Genomic DNA, 15,569 nt, shown 5'->3' on the forward strand with positions numbered 1-15,569 from the left:
CAGTTTTTGGTAGCAACCAACTACTTAGTAAAAGAAAGTCGATAAGAGCTAAGTGCGCTTATTAATAGTAGCCGCTCGTAGCCTAATTTTTATTGGCGATTAGTTACGTTCAATTTAGCGAATAGTTTTGAGAATAAGAGCGCAATAAAAAACAAAATAGCGAGCACTAAGACAATCGACAGACCGGTTTGTATATCCATCCAAACACTGCCCCACACTCCTAAAGTCACTCCGAATTGGGCGATGATGAGGGCAGATATGACCATCTGCTTCGGCGATGTCGTCCATAATCTAGCGCTCAATGCAGGTAGTACTAAAAGCCCGCTTATCAGTAGGCTACCGACTGCTTGTAAGGCAATCGCACAAAACCCTGCCAGTATTCCCATAAAAAACAAACGCTGGCGAGCCGGATTAACGCCTTGAATGCGAGCTAAGGCTTCATGAGTGGCAAGTTTGATTTGCGCTGGCCAAATGTATATCAGTAAGGCTAGGCCTATTAGTACGCTCGCTGCTAATATTGGCAAGTCCGCCCAATCTAGCTCTAATAAATTACCGAATAAAAACCCTAAGACGTTGGCTTGTTGGTTGGTTAATTGAGTGAGCGTCAGTAAACCTAAGCATAATAAAGTGACGGCAACTACGGCTAACACCGCATCCATTGGCAAACGCTCATCGTCAATGACCACTAAGCCGAGCACTACCAGCACGCTGACGATACCAACGCCCGCCCCCATGGGTAGCTGCCAAAGCACCGCAAGTCCCACGCCCAAGAGTGTACCGTGCGCTAAGGCATCGGCAAAAAAAGCCATACGCCGCCATAACACAAGGCAGCCTAATGGGGCTGAGAGCAGCGCAAGAATACTGCCGGCAATCCAAGCCGGAGCGATAATGGCCAACCAAGCAGTCATAACTGATATCCGTTAAATAGGCGCTAAAAGGGGGTTAAAAGGGTTTCAAGATAAAGGGGTACTCATATGACGAGCGCTTAAGATGCTACATCGCTAGGGGCATGATGCTCACAAGCGTGATGCTGATGCACATAAGGCTGCTCGTAATGATGGCCAAAGAGCTTTTGAAACTCGCTGGTGATAGCAAGCTCGCTCGGTTGTCCTTCACAGCAAATATGCTTATTGAGACAAATAACGCGCCGGCTACCTTTCATTACCCAGTGCAGGTCATGTGATACGACAAGCATGGCGCAGCGCAAAAACTCCGGCAGCTCATCAATGAACTGATAGAGCCAAACCTCAGTATCAGGATCAAGCCCCTGCATCGGCTCATCTAAGATTAGTAAGTTCGGCTTATCTAGTAAAGCGCGCGCTAGTAGCACGCGCTGCGTCTCACCACCAGATAAATGACCCATCTGCCGTGAAAGCAGGTGATTTAGCGACAACTTATCAAAAATAAACTGCCGCTGCTCTGGCTGTAGTCGGCGTTTATCCGCCTGCGCTAGCAAGTCTTTGACTCGTAGCGGTAAGATAGGCGGCACCGCAAAACGCTGCGGCACATAGCCAAGCTGCAGGGGCTGATGCGCTGTTATAGTACCTTCGCTGGCGGTTATCAGACCTAAGATAAGCTTAACTAACGTCGATTTGCCTGCGCCATTAGGTCCGATCAGACTCACCGTTTCATTAACCGCGATATCGATGCTGATATGCGACAGCAAGCGCTGTCTATCAATATCGTAGCTGACATTGTTTAGGCTTAGCAGCTCAGCACTACTATTTTGCTTAGTCGGTAAGGGGGTTGCGCTCATAGCGGACCTATGGGTTAAAGAATGGCTTTGTGCTTGATGTAAACCCTTAATGTACACAACATTATAAGAGTTAAAAATTAAAGCGATGATAAAAGCTACTGACAAGCTTGGCAGCGGCCGCTTAGTTCGATGACGCTATGATTGACCAAAAACCCTACATCTTGTTCGGCAAAGCTCATCATCTCTTGCACCGGTAAGCTGCTACATTCTTGCACTCGCTGACACTGCTCACAGATCAAGAATGCCGCGGCGTGCTCAGCACGAGGATGACAGCAAGGCACATAAGCGTTGATTGAGGTGAGCTGATGAATCAGACCCTCACCTAATAAAAATTCTAAGCTGCGATAAACCGTAGGCGGTGCGACGTTCTTATTCCGATGCTCATGGTCGTTATCTTGCAGACGAGCTTGCTGCAACTGGGTAATCAAATCATAAGCACCAACGGGCCGCTCGGCCTGCAATATCAGCTCATAGATCTGTTGACGCAGTGGGGTGAATCGCACACCGCGAAGGCGACACTGCTCTATAGCAGCAGTCAGACGCGCATGCACCTCATTAGCAGTGAACTGCTGAACATCATGCAGGTGATGACTAGCTAATGAACAATCGCTCATAACCGCTCCTAAAATAATCGTGCACTTTTTATTGTTATAGTATAACATAATGCAATTAAAAATCGATACTTTAATGACAGCTGTCAATAACAATGGGCTAAAGTGGCATGATAAAAACCATGAATAAAAAAATACTATCCCCGAAGTCTTGGCTCACAAATCTACTAGCAGGTTTACTATTAGCAGGTTTGTTTACCACGAGTGCGCAAGCGGCTGATACCGTAAGCGTCAGTAATTATCCTTTGTTTTTGCTCAGTGAAGCGGTGACAAAAGGTGCACCCTCCGCTAAAAAGCTACTTAACCCGGGTGAAGTAGGGCATCACGGCAGCATTAGCCCAAAAGATATCAAAACGGTTCAAGACAGCACCTTTGTGGTTTGGTTTGGCGCGCCACTAGAGAACAACTTGGCTTCAACTTTAGATAGTGCGCCTAATGCCATATCCTTATTCGCCTTCGATGCTTTTAAGCGTTACCCAATGCGCGATGTCGCAGGTGAGCCACTAGCCGATACCTTAGATACTCATATTTGGCTCGACCCAGAAAACGCCAAAGCCATTACCCGGGCGTTGGCCGTCATTCACAGTCATGCCGATCCAAAAAATAAAACACTCTACCAAGCCAATGCACAGAAATTTGCGCAGCGAATGGATAGGGCAGTGGCTAGTCAGAAGCGTAGTGGCCAACCCGTTAGCGCTTATTGGGCGTATCACGATGCTTATCAGTATCTTGAACCAAGTCTGAATTTGCAGCTGGCTGGTAGCTTAACAGCCGATCATCATCTAGCGCCAAAAGCCAGCCAGATACGTCAGCTGAGTGAGCGGCGTCCAAATAAACGCATGTGCTTAGTGACGCAAAGTAAGCCTGCTAAAGGGCTTATTACCAAGCTGCAACCAGTTAAAACTACTATTCAGTTAGAAGATATGAGCGCCAGCGACGACTTTGTGACCGGTTGGAGTCAGATGGCGCAGCAGATAGCGAAGTGTATAGACTAGTCTTTTGCGATTAGACTGCAAGCTGGGCTTCAGCTAAACACTTGATAGTAGCGGTATTTTCCTTGCGAAAGCTAACTTGAGTCCTTATAATATTCGCGCTTGATGAGTGGAATTAGTGAGACACTGACCTTTATCTCACACTTTAGGATAGCTGATGACCCAACCTGCCAAACGCAGTCAAAAAGATCAAATAAAGGTCTATCTGAAACGGCAAACTTGGGCGCTACTCCTAGTGATCATCGCCGCTTGGCTTATAGATCGCGTTTGGTTCGGTGGCGAGCTAGTCGTCGCAAAAAGTGCGGCTATCGGCGGGGCACTTAGTTTTGTCACGCAAATGGTGTTTGCCACTTTTACGTTTAGTCATAGTGGCTATCGTGCGCGCGATCATATCGTTAAGCAATTTTTTCGCGGTCAAGCGCTCAAGTGGCTACTGACTGTCTTTGGCTTTGCATTTATTTTTATCATGATGAAGCCTTTATCTGTATTGTCTTTATTTGCAGGTTTTATCATGATGAAAATCAGCCATGTCTTAATGCTTGGCCGAATAAAATAACCTCTTGAAAGTAAGCTATTTTCTGATAGCGACAAACGAATAGCTCTTGAGTTTTTATAATCGCTTTACGCCTAATTTGGGCTAAAGGCAACCCATTAACATAATATCTTACAATTTAATTATCGACTTAAAGCCATATGGGCGAGGATGTCACCTTCTACCTTAGCGTTACAGTTGATAAAAAACCAATAATTGACTTTACACGAATACAACGTTGCATTAATATACACAGCTAATTGTTTTGCTTAAGCATAATTTTTTGAGCAATACGCTTGCCAAATGGATAGGCAAATTAGCATATAAAAAGTTTATATGCGTATATAAAGGGCTAGTAGTGATTACTTTTAGGCCCTTTTTTGGTAGCTAAAATTTATGCAAAGCTAACAAAAAGCATTCGTGCTAACCGCACAGGTTAGATTGGGATGGCTGTATTTGAGTATGGGAGCGCTTATTATTAAGCGTGTATTTGCGCGCTATCGTATTAATGCAATGGGGCTGTAGTAGATAAGCACTATGCTAGACTACTTTTATGAAGATAACCCATTGTAAACTCAGTAAAAAAGTACAGCGAAGGCTGTTAGAGTTTTTCACAGCTGAAGTGACTGCTAGAACAGCCGCAGATTTGCTTGATATTCAGCCTAATACTGCTGCACTTTTTTATCATAAAATAAGACTTGTGATAGATCATCATCTCTCATTACAAGCTGATGAGCTTTTTGATGGCGAAGTCGAATTAGATGAAAGTTATTTTGGCGGTGTACGCAAAGGTAAAAGAGGTCGCGGGGCTGCTGGTAAAACCGCTGTATTTGGGATTCTAAAACGAAACGGTAAGGTGTATACCATTGTCGTAGCAGACACCAAACAAACCACCCTAATACCTGTCATCAAGCGTAAAATCAAGCCTGACAGCTTTGTTTATACGGATAGCTATCGAAGTTATAATGCATTAGATGTGAGCGAATTCAAACATTTCAGAGTCAATCACTCTAAAGAGTTTACTTGTGGTAAAAACAATCACATCAATGGCATTGAGAACTTTTGGAATCAGTCCAAACGAACGCTCAGAAAGTATAATGGGATTAATAAGAAAAACTTCCATTTATTTTTAAAAGAATGTGAGTTTAGATTTAACTATGGTTCACCATCTAATCAGCTGAAAACCTTGAAAAAATGGTGTGATATTTAATCCTTATCTACTACAGCCCCAATGCAATTTACGGTAGATGAGCGCAGTAAAGAGTAATCCTAATCACTCACGTATCAGATGACAGCCATGTTTTGGTAGCTGAGTAAATCGTTGATTAATGAGAAGCTGACACTATGGCAGGCGAACAAACAACAACAGAATATATCTCTCACCACTTAACAAACTGGACGTACGGCTATTTGCCGGGCGAAGGTTGGAAAGTTGCCTACACTGCTGAAGAAGCAACTGCTATGGGCTTTAATGCTATCCACCTTGATTCTATGTTGTGGTCAATAGGTTTGGGCATAGTATTTTGTGCTATCTTTTGGATGGTTGCCAGAAAGGTAACCTCAGGAGTACCTAGCAAAACGCAAGCCGCTGTCGAGATGATCGTTGAATTCGTTGATAATAACGTTCGCGATTCATATAGTGGCACCTCAAAGCTGATTGCACCTTTAGCACTAACTATCTTCGTCTGGATCTTTTTGATGAACTTGATGGATTTGCTGCCGGTCGACTTTATTCCAGCGCTTGCCGGTCAAATCGGTGCTGCTATGGGTCATGATCCGCATCATGTCTTCTTCAAAATCGTTCCAACAACCGATCCTAATATCACCCTTGGCATGTCGTTTGCTGTCTTTGCGTTGATTATTTTTTATAGTATCAAAGAAAAAGGGGTTGGTGGCTTTGTCGGAGAGCTGACGCTGCATCCGTTTAGCGCAAAAAACCCTGTCTTACAAATTATTTTAATCCCGGTAAACTTTATCTTAGAGTTTGTAACGCTGATAGCGAAACCTATCTCTTTAGGGTTACGACTATTTGGTAACATGTACGCCGGCGAGTTGATTTTCATTCTGATCGCGCTAATGCCTTTTTGGATTCAATGGGCGTTGTCAGTACCGTGGGCTATCTTCCACATCTTAATTATTACCCTTCAAGCGTTCGTATTCATGATGCTGACGATAGTTTATTTGTCACTAGCATCATCAACTGAACATTAATTAGACATTCAATAGGTAAATGAGGATACATCAATGGATCCAGTATTAGGTGGTTACACAGTTATCGCAGTAGCGCTACTTATCGGTTTAGGCGCACTTGGCACAGGTATTGGTTTTGCGATCTTAGGTGGCAAATTCTTGGAAGGCGTTGCCCGTCAGCCAGAGCTTGGTTCACAATTGCAAACCCGTATGTTCATCGTAGCAGGTCTACTTGATGCGATCCCAATGATCGGTGTCGGTATCGCTATGCTATTGTTGTTCGCTAACCCTCTAGCAGGTTAATCAGAAAGCTCAGTTGTAAATGTTTGACCGTCTTAAGTTGTCTATCTTTTTTGAGGTTACAACCTATAAGTTATACAGAGTCGGACGGTCAGACAGGATCAATGAAACTGATTTTTCATTAACAAAGAGGTGATCACGTGAACATCAATTTTACCATCGTCGGTCAAGCCATTGCTTTTGCAATATTTGTGGTTTTTTGCATGAAATTCGTGTGGCCACCACTTATCGGCGCAATCAATGAGCGTCAGCGTAAAATCGCTGATGGTCTAAATGCCGCTGAAAAAGCAAAAGCTGACTTGGCTACGGCAGAGCAAGATGTCCAGCAAGAGCTTGAACTGGCTAAGACTAAAGCTGCAGCCTTAATTGAGCAGGCGAATAAGAGCGCTAATCAACTGGTCGAAGATGCAAAATCACAAGCGCAAGCCGAAGGTGAGCGTATTCGTCAGCAAGCTCAAGCGTCAATTGATCAAGAGATCAATCAAGCGCGCGAGTCACTGCGCACGCAAGTTGCAGAGCTTTCTGTCCTTGGTGCAGAAAAGATTTTGCAAGATAGAGTCGATGAGCAAAAACATGCTAGCATGTTAGACCAACTGGCGGCGAAGCTGTAACTGTGAGGATATAATGGCTGATTTATCAACCTTAGCACGACCCTACGCAAGAGCCGCGTTTGACTATGCCAATGAGAACGGGGCCGTAAACGAGTGGGAAGATTTCTTGTTTGTCGCAAGCAACGTTGTCAATGACAAAGCGTTTCGTAATTGGCTAGAAAACCCAGCCATCACGGCTGAGCATAAGTCAGCTGCTTTGGTTGATCTTTATGACTCACAAGTGGCTGGTGATGACGATTCTGCTTTTAAGCAACTACTAGGCGAGAGCAAAGGCTCTCGCTATGGTAATAGTATTAGCTATCCTAAAGTGTCACCAGCGCTAAACAACTTCGTAGAGCAATTGGCGCAGCAAGAGCGTCTAGCCCTACTTCCTGAAGTTTATCAGCACTATCGTAGCCATAAAGCGAGTAGCTTGAAACAGCTTGATGCTTATGTCACGACCGCCTATCCATTGACTGCCGCGCAGCGCGAAACGATTCAAACGCGCCTAGCTGCATCGCTCAATGCGACTGTGGTGATTCACGAAACGGTTGATCCTAGTCTATTGGCAGGCGCTACCATAAAAGTCGGTGACAAAATCATTGATGATTCGATGCGCGGCAAGTTACAACAGTTAAAAACACAGCTAACTGCCTAATGCCAGTATAAGCGTAGCGCTACTATATTAGTAAGGAGTAGCGGCTACGTGATAGTAAGAGCATTTAAGTCAGTGGGCGGGTTATCATAAATTAAAGGAAACAAGGCAATGCAACAACTGAATCCAGCGGAAATCAGTAATCTGATTAAGCAGCGTATTCAAGACCTTGATGCAGGTGCAACTGCAAAGAATGAAGGCACGATTGTCAAAGTATCTGACGGTATTGTGCAAATTCATGGTCTTGAAGATGCCATGTACGGCGAAATGATTGAGTTTGAAGGCGAAATCTACGGAATGGCGCTTAACTTAGAGCGTGATTCTGTTGGCGCAGTCGTACTCGGTGACTATCTGCAATTGCAAGAAGGCCAAAAAGCTTATTGCACGGGTCGCATTCTTGAAGTACCAGTAGGTCCTGAATTATTAGGCCGTGTTGTTGATGCTTTAGGCAACCCTATTGACGGCAAAGGTCCTATCGATGCCAAAATGACAGATAAAGTCGAAAAGATCGCTCCAGGCGTTATCGACCGTCAATCAGTAGATCAGCCCGTTATGACCGGTTATAAAGCCGTTGATACCATGATTCCAATCGGTCGTGGCCAGCGTGAGCTTATCATTGGTGACCGTCAGACGGGTAAAACCGCTATGGCTATCGATGCGATCATCGCACAGAAATCTTCTGGCATTAAGTGTGTCTACGTGGCTATCGGTCAAAAACGCTCTACTATCGCTAACGTCGTACGTAAGCTTGAGCAAACCGGCGCTCTAGAATATACCACTGTTGTTGTTGCTTCTGCTTCTGAGCCGGCAGCGCTACAGTACATCGCACCGTACTCAGGCTGTACAATGGGCGAGTACTTTCGTGACCGCGGCGAAGATGCGCTGATTGTATTTGATGACTTATCAAAGCAAGCCGTCGCTTATCGTCAAATCTCACTACTACTACGTCGTCCGCCAGGCCGTGAAGCGTATCCTGGTGACGTATTCTATCTACATTCACGTCTACTTGAGCGTGCATCACGCGTAAACGCGGATTATGTAGAGAACTTCACAAATGGTGAAGTCAAAGGTAAAACCGGTTCATTGACCGCACTACCTATTATCGAAACACAAGCCGGTGACGTTTCTGCATTCGTACCGACTAACGTGATTTCAATCACTGATGGTCAGATCTTCTTAGAATCAAGCCTATTTAACTCAGGTATCCGTCCTGCAGTCAACGCTGGTATCTCGGTATCACGTGTTGGTGGTTCTGCTCAGACTAAGATCATCAAAAAGCTCTCAGGTGGTATCCGTACTGCACTAGCACAGTACCGTGAATTGGCTGCCTTTGCTCAGTTTGCATCTGACCTTGATGATGCGACTCGTGAACAGCTTGACCATGGTGAGCGTGTTACAGAGCTGATGAAGCAAAAGCAGTATCAGCCGATGTCTATCGCTGATCAGGCCGCAGTTATTTATGCCTCAAACGAAGGCTTCTTATCTGATGTACCGGTAGAGAAAATCGGTTCTTTTGAAGAAAGCTACTTACGTTATATGCATGACGAACAGAGCGAGCTTATGAACGAGATTAATGAGACTGCAAATTACAATGATGATATTGCTTCTCGTTTGAAGTCAGCTGTTGAGACTTTTAAACAAAATCACAGTTATTAATTTAATGGGTTAAGCCGATTTGGTTTTAGCTTATCGTATACCAAGTGGCGCGTTGTCTGAGTAGATAGTTGCGCCACTGCTTTAACCCTTATCGGTATTAGATTGCGTTATGCTCGCATATAACCCTTATTTTTAAGTGTTAATTCTCTATCATATGCGGCATGCGCCACTGCTTTTTAACCCTCTTATATTGGAATCATTATGGCAAGCTTAAAAGAGATACGTGCCAAAGTCACCAGTATTAAAAGTACCCAGAAGATTACTCGCGCTATGCAAATGGTTGCAGCGAGTAAGATGCGCCGTGCCCAAGAGCGCATGGAAGTGGGTCGCCCGTATGCTGATAGTATGCGCCGGGTTATCTCGCATTTGGTACATGCCTCATCAGATTATAAACACCCTTATATGGTAGCGCGTCCGGTTGATAAAGTGGGCTATATTGTTATCACTTCGGATCGTGGCCTAGCGGGTGGCTTGAACATTAATTTGTTCAAAGCTTTATCCACAAGTATTCAAGACTATCAAAATCAGTCTGTACAAGCCGAATTTGCGGTTATCGGTGCCAAAGGTGTCAGCTTCTTCAAGAATTTTGGCGGAAAAGTGACCTCTGCGGTGACGGATTATGGCGATAAGCCGACTTTCGAGCAGGTAAATTCACCCGTACAAGCGATGCTTGATGATTATGCTAACGGCAAGCTTGATCGCATTTATGTGGTCTATAACAAATTCGTTAATGCCATGACGCAAAAGCCAACGGTTAACCAGTTAGTGCCTTTGCCTGAAGGGTCATTTGATAGTGATTCTAGCGGTATGCAGACTGAGCTTAGTTGGGATTATATCTACGAGCCTGATGTCAAAACTTTGATTGATGAATTACTTGGACGCTATATTGAATCGATCGTTTATCAAGCGGTCATGGAAAATATTGCCTCTGAACAGTCGTCACGTATGGTTGCTATGAAAGCGGCAACTGATAACGCTGGTGACCTAATTAACGATTTACAGTTGGTTTATAACAAGCTGCGTCAAGCGGCGATTACCCGAGAAATCTCGGAAATCGTTGGCGGTGCTGCTGCTGTTTCATAATTGACTACAACCATGTATAGAAGTTCAAGGAGAACGCAATGAGTAGCGGTCGTATTGTACAGATTATTGGCGCGGTTCTTGACGTCGAGTTCAACCGTAACGAAGTTCCTCAGATTTTTGATGCCCTGCAAGTTGATGGCACCGAAACCACTCTAGAAGTACAGCAACAGTTAGGTGATGGCATCGTGCGTACGATTGCTATGGGCTCAACTGAAGGTCTAAAGCGTAACCTACCAGTGACTAATACCGGTGCAGCTATTTCTGTACCAGTTGGTACAGGTACGCTTGGCCGTATCATGGATGTTCTTGGTCGTCCTATCGATGAAGAAGGTCCCGTACAAGCTGAAGAAAAGTGGTCTATCCACCGTGATGCACCAAGCTATGCTGAGCAGTCAAACAGCACTGAGCTGCTAGAGACTGGTATTAAAGTTATCGATCTACTTTGCCCGTTTGCAAAAGGTGGTAAAGTTGGTCTGTTCGGTGGTGCCGGTGTTGGTAAAACCGTTAACATGATGGAGCTGATCAACAACATCGCGCTAAAGCATGAAGGTCTATCCGTGTTTGCTGGTGTTGGTGAGCGTACTCGTGAAGGTAACGACTTCTATCACGAAATGCAAGAAGCGGGCGTTGTCAACACTGAAGACTTTAGCAAATCTAAAGTTGCGATGGTATACGGTCAGATGAATGAGCCACCGGGTAACCGTTTGCGTGTTGCACTATCTGGTCTAACTATGGCTGAGTACTTCCGTGATACTAAAGATCCTGCCACTGGCAAAGGTCGTGACGTACTCTTGTTTGTTGATAACATCTATCGTTATACACTAGCAGGTACTGAAGTATCAGCACTGTTAGGCCGTATGCCATCAGCAGTTGGTTATCAGCCAACACTCGCTGAAGAGATGGGCTTACTACAAGAGCGTATTACCTCAACTCAGTCAGGTTCTATTACTTCAGTTCAAGCCGTTTATGTACCAGCCGATGACTTGACGGATCCATCGCCAGCAACGACGTTTGCTCACTTGGATGCGACTGTTGTACTAAGCCGTGATATTGCTTCACAAGGTATCTATCCTGCGGTTGATCCACTAGATTCAACCTCACGTCAGCTAGATCCACAAGTTATCGGTGAAGAGCACTATAACGTTGCTCGCGGTGTACAGGAAGTATTGCAGCGCTATAAAGAGCTCAAAGACATCATCGCCATCCTAGGTATGGATGAGCTGTCAGAAGAAGATAAACTGGTCGTTTATCGTGCGCGTAAGATTCAGCGTTTCTTATCACAGCCATTCCACGTCGCCGAAGTATTCACCGGCGCGCCTGGTAAATATGTGTCACTACGCGATACTATTGCTAGCTTCAAAGCAATCATCGCAGGCGAATATGATGATCTACCAGAACAAGCGTTCTATATGGCTGGCGGTATCGACGAAGTTGTCGCTAAGGCCGAAAAAATGAAATCTACAGCAGCATAAATCGCTAAAGAGTCGTCTGGCGAATAAAGGGTGTTTGTCACGTTCATTCGCTAGTCGGCTCGATAGCAAGCCCGCTGTTTTTAAGACTTTTTCATAATAAGGATTTAGGTATGGCAACGTTACAATGCCGCGTCGTAAGCGCCCGTGAAGAGCTATATTCAGGCGAGATCAGTATGCTGATTGCCACTGGTAGCGAAGGCGAGATTGGTGTTCTACCAGGTCACACGCCATTGATTACCTTGCTAAAGCCTGGCTCAATGCGAGTACAAACGCCAGATGGTCAAGAGGAAGTCATCTACGTGTCTGGCGGCGTACTTGAAGTACAGCCGAAGATGGTTACGGTATTAGCCGATACGGCTATGCGTGCGCATAATCTTGATGAAAGTAAAATCATCGAAGCGCGCCGGGAGGCTGAACAGTTACTAGTCAACCAAACAGATACCGTACAGACTAATGCCGCGCTTGCTTCATTAGCAGAATCAGTCGCTCAGCTACAAACGATTCGTAAGTATCAAAACCGCTCATAATCTGGTTTATGCGCTTAATCAGCGTTTAAGTCAGGTTCAAGGTTTCACTAGAAACAGTCCAATTTGGGCTGTTTTTTTTGGTTATAGACCCTAGTAGTCAGGCAGGAATTTCGTTATATTGTTAACATAATAAAAGAGTAGCGGGCCTTGTTTGTCACTATCCGGCATTTATATTAGTTATCCCTAGGTATCGAGCGTAACTACTCATTTATAATTTTCATAAATAGATGACGCCTACTGGTATCCATGTTGTTTGAAAGCTTTATATTTACCTACTTTCGGACGAAAACTAAGATTTTAGACGGGCTTGTTTATAGGTTTTGTTAACGATAATAGGCTATAGTAGGGTAAGCTATAAGTTTAGTAGTATACTAGCTTGCTATGACTGAGCTGCACCTATAAACAAAATATATAAAAGTATTGAGAATAAGCAGAAGCATTGTTAAGACTACTGCTCTCTTAATATTCATTCTCGCTGCAAATTTTCTGTTTTTAATTTAGATGTATTAGAGGATATAACGATGACAACCCCTGAAGATGACAACACCCCGCGAATTTTGATTGTTGAAGATGATGAGCGTCTGGCTATGTTAACCCAAGATTATTTGGTTAAAAACGGCTTAGAAGTCGCTATCGAGACAGATGGCAATCGTGCTATTCGCCGTATTGTCAATGAACAGCCTGACATGGTAGTGCTCGATGTCATGCTGCCAGGTAGTGATGGTTTGACGGTCTGCCGTGAAGTGCGCCCGCATTATCAAAATCCAATTTTGATGTTGACCGCACGTACTGAAGATATGGATCAAGTACTAGGTCTTGAGATGGGCGCGGATGATTATGTTGCCAAGCCTGCCCAGCCGCGCGTACTATTAGCTCGTATTCGTGCGTTATTGCGCCGCTCAGAAAACGCCCCATCAGAAGATGTACCGCAGCGTTTAGAGTTTGGTGAGCTAGTCATCGATAATGGTGGCCGTTCAGTGAATCTAGGCGAAGAATTGGTTGACTTCACTAGCGCTGAATATGACCTGCTTTGGTTGTTAGCATCTAATGCTGGCCGCATCTTATCTCGTGAAGATATCTTTGAGCGCCTGCGCGGTATTGAGTATGATGGTCAAGATCGCTCTATTGACGTACGTATCTCGCGTATCCGTCCTAAAATTGGTGACGATCCAGAAAACCCAAAACGTATTAAGACTGTCCGTAGTAAAGGCTATTTGTTCGTCAAAGAAGGCAACTAGGGCTATAGGGATTATTTGTAAAGAAACCAGCGCTGTGCTGGTTTTTTTATTTTTTGAATAAAGATCTTAATCAAGTTTTTAATGCAGCAAACTCTAACATATTTACGAGCGTTGCTATAGAATAGCAGCAGCAATTTACTAATAAATCATTTCATGCTTTGGTTACGGCAATTATGTCATTAGTCTCATCTTTAAAACACAGTATCTTTGTTCGTATATACGCTGGGCTCTTGATAGTCTGCTTGTGTGTTGCTCTTTTTGCGCAGTTATTGATGGATACTATCAATCAAGAGCGTATGCAAACCTATCGCGAGAATATGGCGACTGGCGCTTTTTACTTGGTAAGTGAGGGTCTTGCGCATCAGGAGTCGGAAACCCAGCGCGAGTACTGGCTATCTGATGCTAGTAGTTTATTCGGCTCAACGTTTCGTATCGTGCCAATCGAAAATATAGATTTTAGTGCTAGTGAACGACGCCGTTTCGAAAGTGGCGAAACGGTAGTTCGTTATGTCAGCCAACCGGCCTATGCTGATGTCTACCACCGTTTACCTGATGATAAAGTATTGACCGTGCGTGTCTCGCAGGTCACTGAGCAACAAGTACGCGCTATGGCGGTGTTCTTATTAGATGATTTGTCTTATTACGCGACCCTGCCGGAGAAGCGCGCACGCCTAACGGAACTTGAAAACAAATTTTCTTATCCCTTGACGTTAGACACTATAGATACTTTTGATTTAGATGATGACCAGTTGGCACGCTTGCGCCGTGATGAAGTGGTTATTTTGCTGCAAGATAGCAATAGTAGCCAAGGTAACTCTTCTATCAAGATTGTCATTCCCTCTGAGATCAATGATATGGCCGTTTTAATGGGGCCAATACCATTATTTAACTGGTTTCCACTGAATTTGATTATCAGTATGGTACTGATTAGTATGTTTCTAATCAGCTTAGGTGTCTATGCGCTTATCTTCCCACTTGAGCGCAAATTGCAGCTGATACAAGTGGGGGTGAATGAGGTCAGCGATGGTAATCTCGACATTCAGGTACAAGTGATTGGTCAAGATGAGATTGCGCGCCTCTCTGCTACTTTCAATGCGATGACCTCTCATATTAAGCGCTTGATTGAATCGCAGCGCGAGCTGACACGCGCGGTATCGCACGAACTGCGCACACCTGTTGCCCGTATTCGCTTTGCGGTTGATATGCTAGCCGATACCGACGATGAAGACTCGCGCTTTATGCAGCGCGACTATATCGACGAAGATATCGAAGCTTTGAATGGTTTAATCGATGAGATTTTGACTTATGCCAAACTAGAGGAAGGTTCACCTAAGCTCGACTTAGAGTCAGTCAATCTGAAAGAATTGGTAGAACAAATTGTCCGTGAGACAGAAGCCCTAGGCAAAGATATCAAAATCGTTGGCAATCCTCCTAATAGTAAAGTGACTGCCGTGGCCGATCGGCGCTACTTACACCGGGTGATTCAAAACCTTGCCGGTAACGCGCTGCGTTATGCCGAAGGTACTATCATTATTAGCGCTTGGGTGAAAAAGGGCAATGCATTTGTCAGCGTAGAAGATGATGGGCAGGGTATTCCAGAAGAAGATCGCGAAAAGGTCTTTATTCCTTTTGCTCGCTTAGACGACAGCCGTACCCGAGCTTCAGGCGGTTATGGTTTAGGGCTGTCGATTGTCTCGCGCATTGCTTTTTGGTTCAATGGCAGCATGAGCGTTGATGAAAGCCCAGAGCTTGGCGGCGCTCGTTTTATCATGACTTGGCCTGTCAAGCCCCTAACTCAGACGATTGCCGCTGACCAAATCACCCAAGAAAAGAGCGAGCGCAGCTTTGAGAGTTAAGCTTAAACATTTAGCTTATTATAGGGCGTGTTGGACATTCACAAATGCGCACTGCTGATCGCTACTAGTTTATCAAAGCTGTGTTCTAGTCGTCGTTAAAATTGCAGGTAA

16 protein-coding genes are annotated in these 15,569 nt (G+C 44.6%); 13 read left to right on the forward strand and 3 right to left on the reverse strand.

Annotated elements, in window-relative coordinates; translation table 11 throughout:
- Positions 1-89: 89 nt before the first annotated feature.
- From AAEY83_RS07765 to AAEY83_RS07775, 3 genes are all read right to left on the reverse strand, one after another.
- Positions 90-908 (reverse strand): metal ABC transporter permease, encoded by an 819-nt coding sequence (locus AAEY83_RS07765; protein ID WP_025646747.1) that lies wholly within the window; start codon positions 906-908, stop codon positions 90-92.
- Between the two features lie 77 nt (positions 909-985).
- Complete coding sequence (locus AAEY83_RS07770; RefSeq protein ID WP_025646746.1) at positions 986-1,756, reverse strand: metal ABC transporter ATP-binding protein; 771 nt, start codon at positions 1,754-1,756, stop codon at positions 986-988.
- 95 nt (positions 1,757-1,851) lie between these two features.
- On the reverse strand, positions 1,852-2,370 hold the full coding sequence (locus AAEY83_RS07775) for a Fur family transcriptional regulator (RefSeq protein ID WP_025646745.1): 519 nt from the start codon (positions 2,368-2,370) through the stop codon (positions 1,852-1,854).
- Between the two features lie 119 nt (positions 2,371-2,489).
- Between AAEY83_RS07775 and AAEY83_RS07780 the strand changes: the two genes are divergently transcribed.
- The 13 genes from AAEY83_RS07780 (at position 2,490) to AAEY83_RS07840 (ending at position 15,458) form a co-directional block, all read left to right on the forward strand.
- A complete protein-coding gene (locus AAEY83_RS07780) occupies positions 2,490-3,362 on the forward strand; it encodes a metal ABC transporter substrate-binding protein (RefSeq protein ID WP_025646744.1) in 873 nt (290 codons plus the stop codon).
- 154 nt (positions 3,363-3,516) lie between these two features.
- A complete protein-coding gene (locus tag AAEY83_RS07785) occupies positions 3,517-3,915 on the forward strand; it encodes an ATP synthase subunit I (protein WP_025646743.1) in 399 nt (132 codons plus the stop codon).
- 529 nt (positions 3,916-4,444) lie between these two features.
- Positions 4,445-5,101, forward strand: coding sequence for an IS1595 family transposase (locus AAEY83_RS07790; protein WP_025646742.1), 657 nt, complete (start codon positions 4,445-4,447; stop codon positions 5,099-5,101).
- A 134-nt stretch (positions 5,102-5,235) separates the two neighbouring features.
- The gene (atpB, locus tag AAEY83_RS07795) at positions 5,236-6,102 is read left to right on the forward strand and encodes a F0F1 ATP synthase subunit A (protein WP_025646741.1); all 867 of its coding nucleotides are present in this window, start codon (positions 5,236-5,238) and stop codon (positions 6,100-6,102) included.
- A 33-nt stretch (positions 6,103-6,135) separates the two neighbouring features.
- Positions 6,136-6,384, forward strand: a complete 249-nt coding sequence (atpE, locus tag AAEY83_RS07800; RefSeq protein ID WP_010197960.1) for a F0F1 ATP synthase subunit C — start codon at positions 6,136-6,138, stop codon at positions 6,382-6,384.
- 137 nt (positions 6,385-6,521) lie between these two features.
- A complete protein-coding gene (locus AAEY83_RS07805) occupies positions 6,522-6,992 on the forward strand; it encodes a F0F1 ATP synthase subunit B (RefSeq protein WP_025646740.1) in 471 nt (156 codons plus the stop codon).
- A 13-nt stretch (positions 6,993-7,005) separates the two neighbouring features.
- A complete protein-coding gene (locus AAEY83_RS07810; RefSeq protein WP_025646739.1) occupies positions 7,006-7,629 on the forward strand; it encodes a F0F1 ATP synthase subunit delta in 624 nt (207 codons plus the stop codon).
- 108 nt (positions 7,630-7,737) lie between these two features.
- Positions 7,738-9,282, forward strand: a complete 1,545-nt coding sequence (gene atpA / locus AAEY83_RS07815; protein ID WP_025646738.1) for a F0F1 ATP synthase subunit alpha — start codon at positions 7,738-7,740, stop codon at positions 9,280-9,282.
- 201 nt (positions 9,283-9,483) lie between these two features.
- Positions 9,484-10,365 (forward strand): F0F1 ATP synthase subunit gamma, encoded by an 882-nt coding sequence (atpG, locus tag AAEY83_RS07820; protein ID WP_025646737.1) that lies wholly within the window; start codon positions 9,484-9,486, stop codon positions 10,363-10,365.
- 38 nt (positions 10,366-10,403) lie between these two features.
- Complete coding sequence (atpD, locus tag AAEY83_RS07825; protein ID WP_025646736.1) at positions 10,404-11,837, forward strand: F0F1 ATP synthase subunit beta; 1,434 nt, start codon at positions 10,404-10,406, stop codon at positions 11,835-11,837.
- A 110-nt stretch (positions 11,838-11,947) separates the two neighbouring features.
- The gene (locus AAEY83_RS07830; protein WP_025646735.1) at positions 11,948-12,364 is read left to right on the forward strand and encodes a F0F1 ATP synthase subunit epsilon; all 417 of its coding nucleotides are present in this window, start codon (positions 11,948-11,950) and stop codon (positions 12,362-12,364) included.
- 521 nt (positions 12,365-12,885) lie between these two features.
- Complete coding sequence (locus AAEY83_RS07835) at positions 12,886-13,602, forward strand: response regulator (RefSeq protein ID WP_025646734.1); 717 nt, start codon at positions 12,886-12,888, stop codon at positions 13,600-13,602.
- A 173-nt stretch (positions 13,603-13,775) separates the two neighbouring features.
- Positions 13,776-15,458 (forward strand): ATP-binding protein, encoded by a 1,683-nt coding sequence (locus AAEY83_RS07840; RefSeq protein WP_025646733.1) that lies wholly within the window; start codon positions 13,776-13,778, stop codon positions 15,456-15,458.
- The last annotated feature ends 111 nt before the right edge of the window (positions 15,459-15,569 follow it).

Origin of the sequence: Psychrobacter sp. TB20-MNA-CIBAN-0197, assembly GCF_040309765.1 — a bacterium.
Lineage (GTDB): Bacteria > Pseudomonadota > Gammaproteobacteria > Pseudomonadales > Moraxellaceae > Psychrobacter > Psychrobacter submarinus.

Bases quoted from the DNA above. Each gene is read 5' to 3' on its own strand.
- AAEY83_RS07775 (WP_025646745.1), bottom strand. From the start codon at position 2,370: ATGAGCGATTGTTCATTAGCTAGTCATCACCTGCATGATGTTCAGCAG.
- AAEY83_RS07830 (WP_025646735.1), top strand. From the start codon at position 11,948: ATGGCAACGTTACAATGCCGCGTCGTAAGCGCCCGTGAAGAGCTATAT.
- AAEY83_RS07785 (WP_025646743.1), top strand. From the start codon at position 3,517: ATGACCCAACCTGCCAAACGCAGTCAAAAAGATCAAATAAAGGTCTAT.
- AAEY83_RS07765 (WP_025646747.1), bottom strand. From the start codon at position 908: ATGACTGCTTGGTTGGCCATTATCGCTCCGGCTTGGATTGCCGGCAGT.
- AAEY83_RS07780 (WP_025646744.1), top strand. From the start codon at position 2,490: ATGAATAAAAAAATACTATCCCCGAAGTCTTGGCTCACAAATCTACTA.
- AAEY83_RS07840 (WP_025646733.1), top strand. From the start codon at position 13,776: ATGTCATTAGTCTCATCTTTAAAACACAGTATCTTTGTTCGTATATAC.
- atpD (WP_025646736.1), top strand. From the start codon at position 10,404: ATGAGTAGCGGTCGTATTGTACAGATTATTGGCGCGGTTCTTGACGTC.
- AAEY83_RS07790 (WP_025646742.1), top strand. From the start codon at position 4,445: ATGAAGATAACCCATTGTAAACTCAGTAAAAAAGTACAGCGAAGGCTG.
- atpA (WP_025646738.1), top strand. From the start codon at position 7,738: ATGCAACAACTGAATCCAGCGGAAATCAGTAATCTGATTAAGCAGCGT.
- AAEY83_RS07810 (WP_025646739.1), top strand. From the start codon at position 7,006: ATGGCTGATTTATCAACCTTAGCACGACCCTACGCAAGAGCCGCGTTT.
- atpB (WP_025646741.1), top strand. From the start codon at position 5,236: ATGGCAGGCGAACAAACAACAACAGAATATATCTCTCACCACTTAACA.
- AAEY83_RS07770 (WP_025646746.1), bottom strand. From the start codon at position 1,756: ATGAGCGCAACCCCCTTACCGACTAAGCAAAATAGTAGTGCTGAGCTG.
- atpE (WP_010197960.1), top strand. From the start codon at position 6,136: ATGGATCCAGTATTAGGTGGTTACACAGTTATCGCAGTAGCGCTACTT.
- AAEY83_RS07835 (WP_025646734.1), top strand. From the start codon at position 12,886: ATGACAACCCCTGAAGATGACAACACCCCGCGAATTTTGATTGTTGAA.
- atpG (WP_025646737.1), top strand. From the start codon at position 9,484: ATGGCAAGCTTAAAAGAGATACGTGCCAAAGTCACCAGTATTAAAAGT.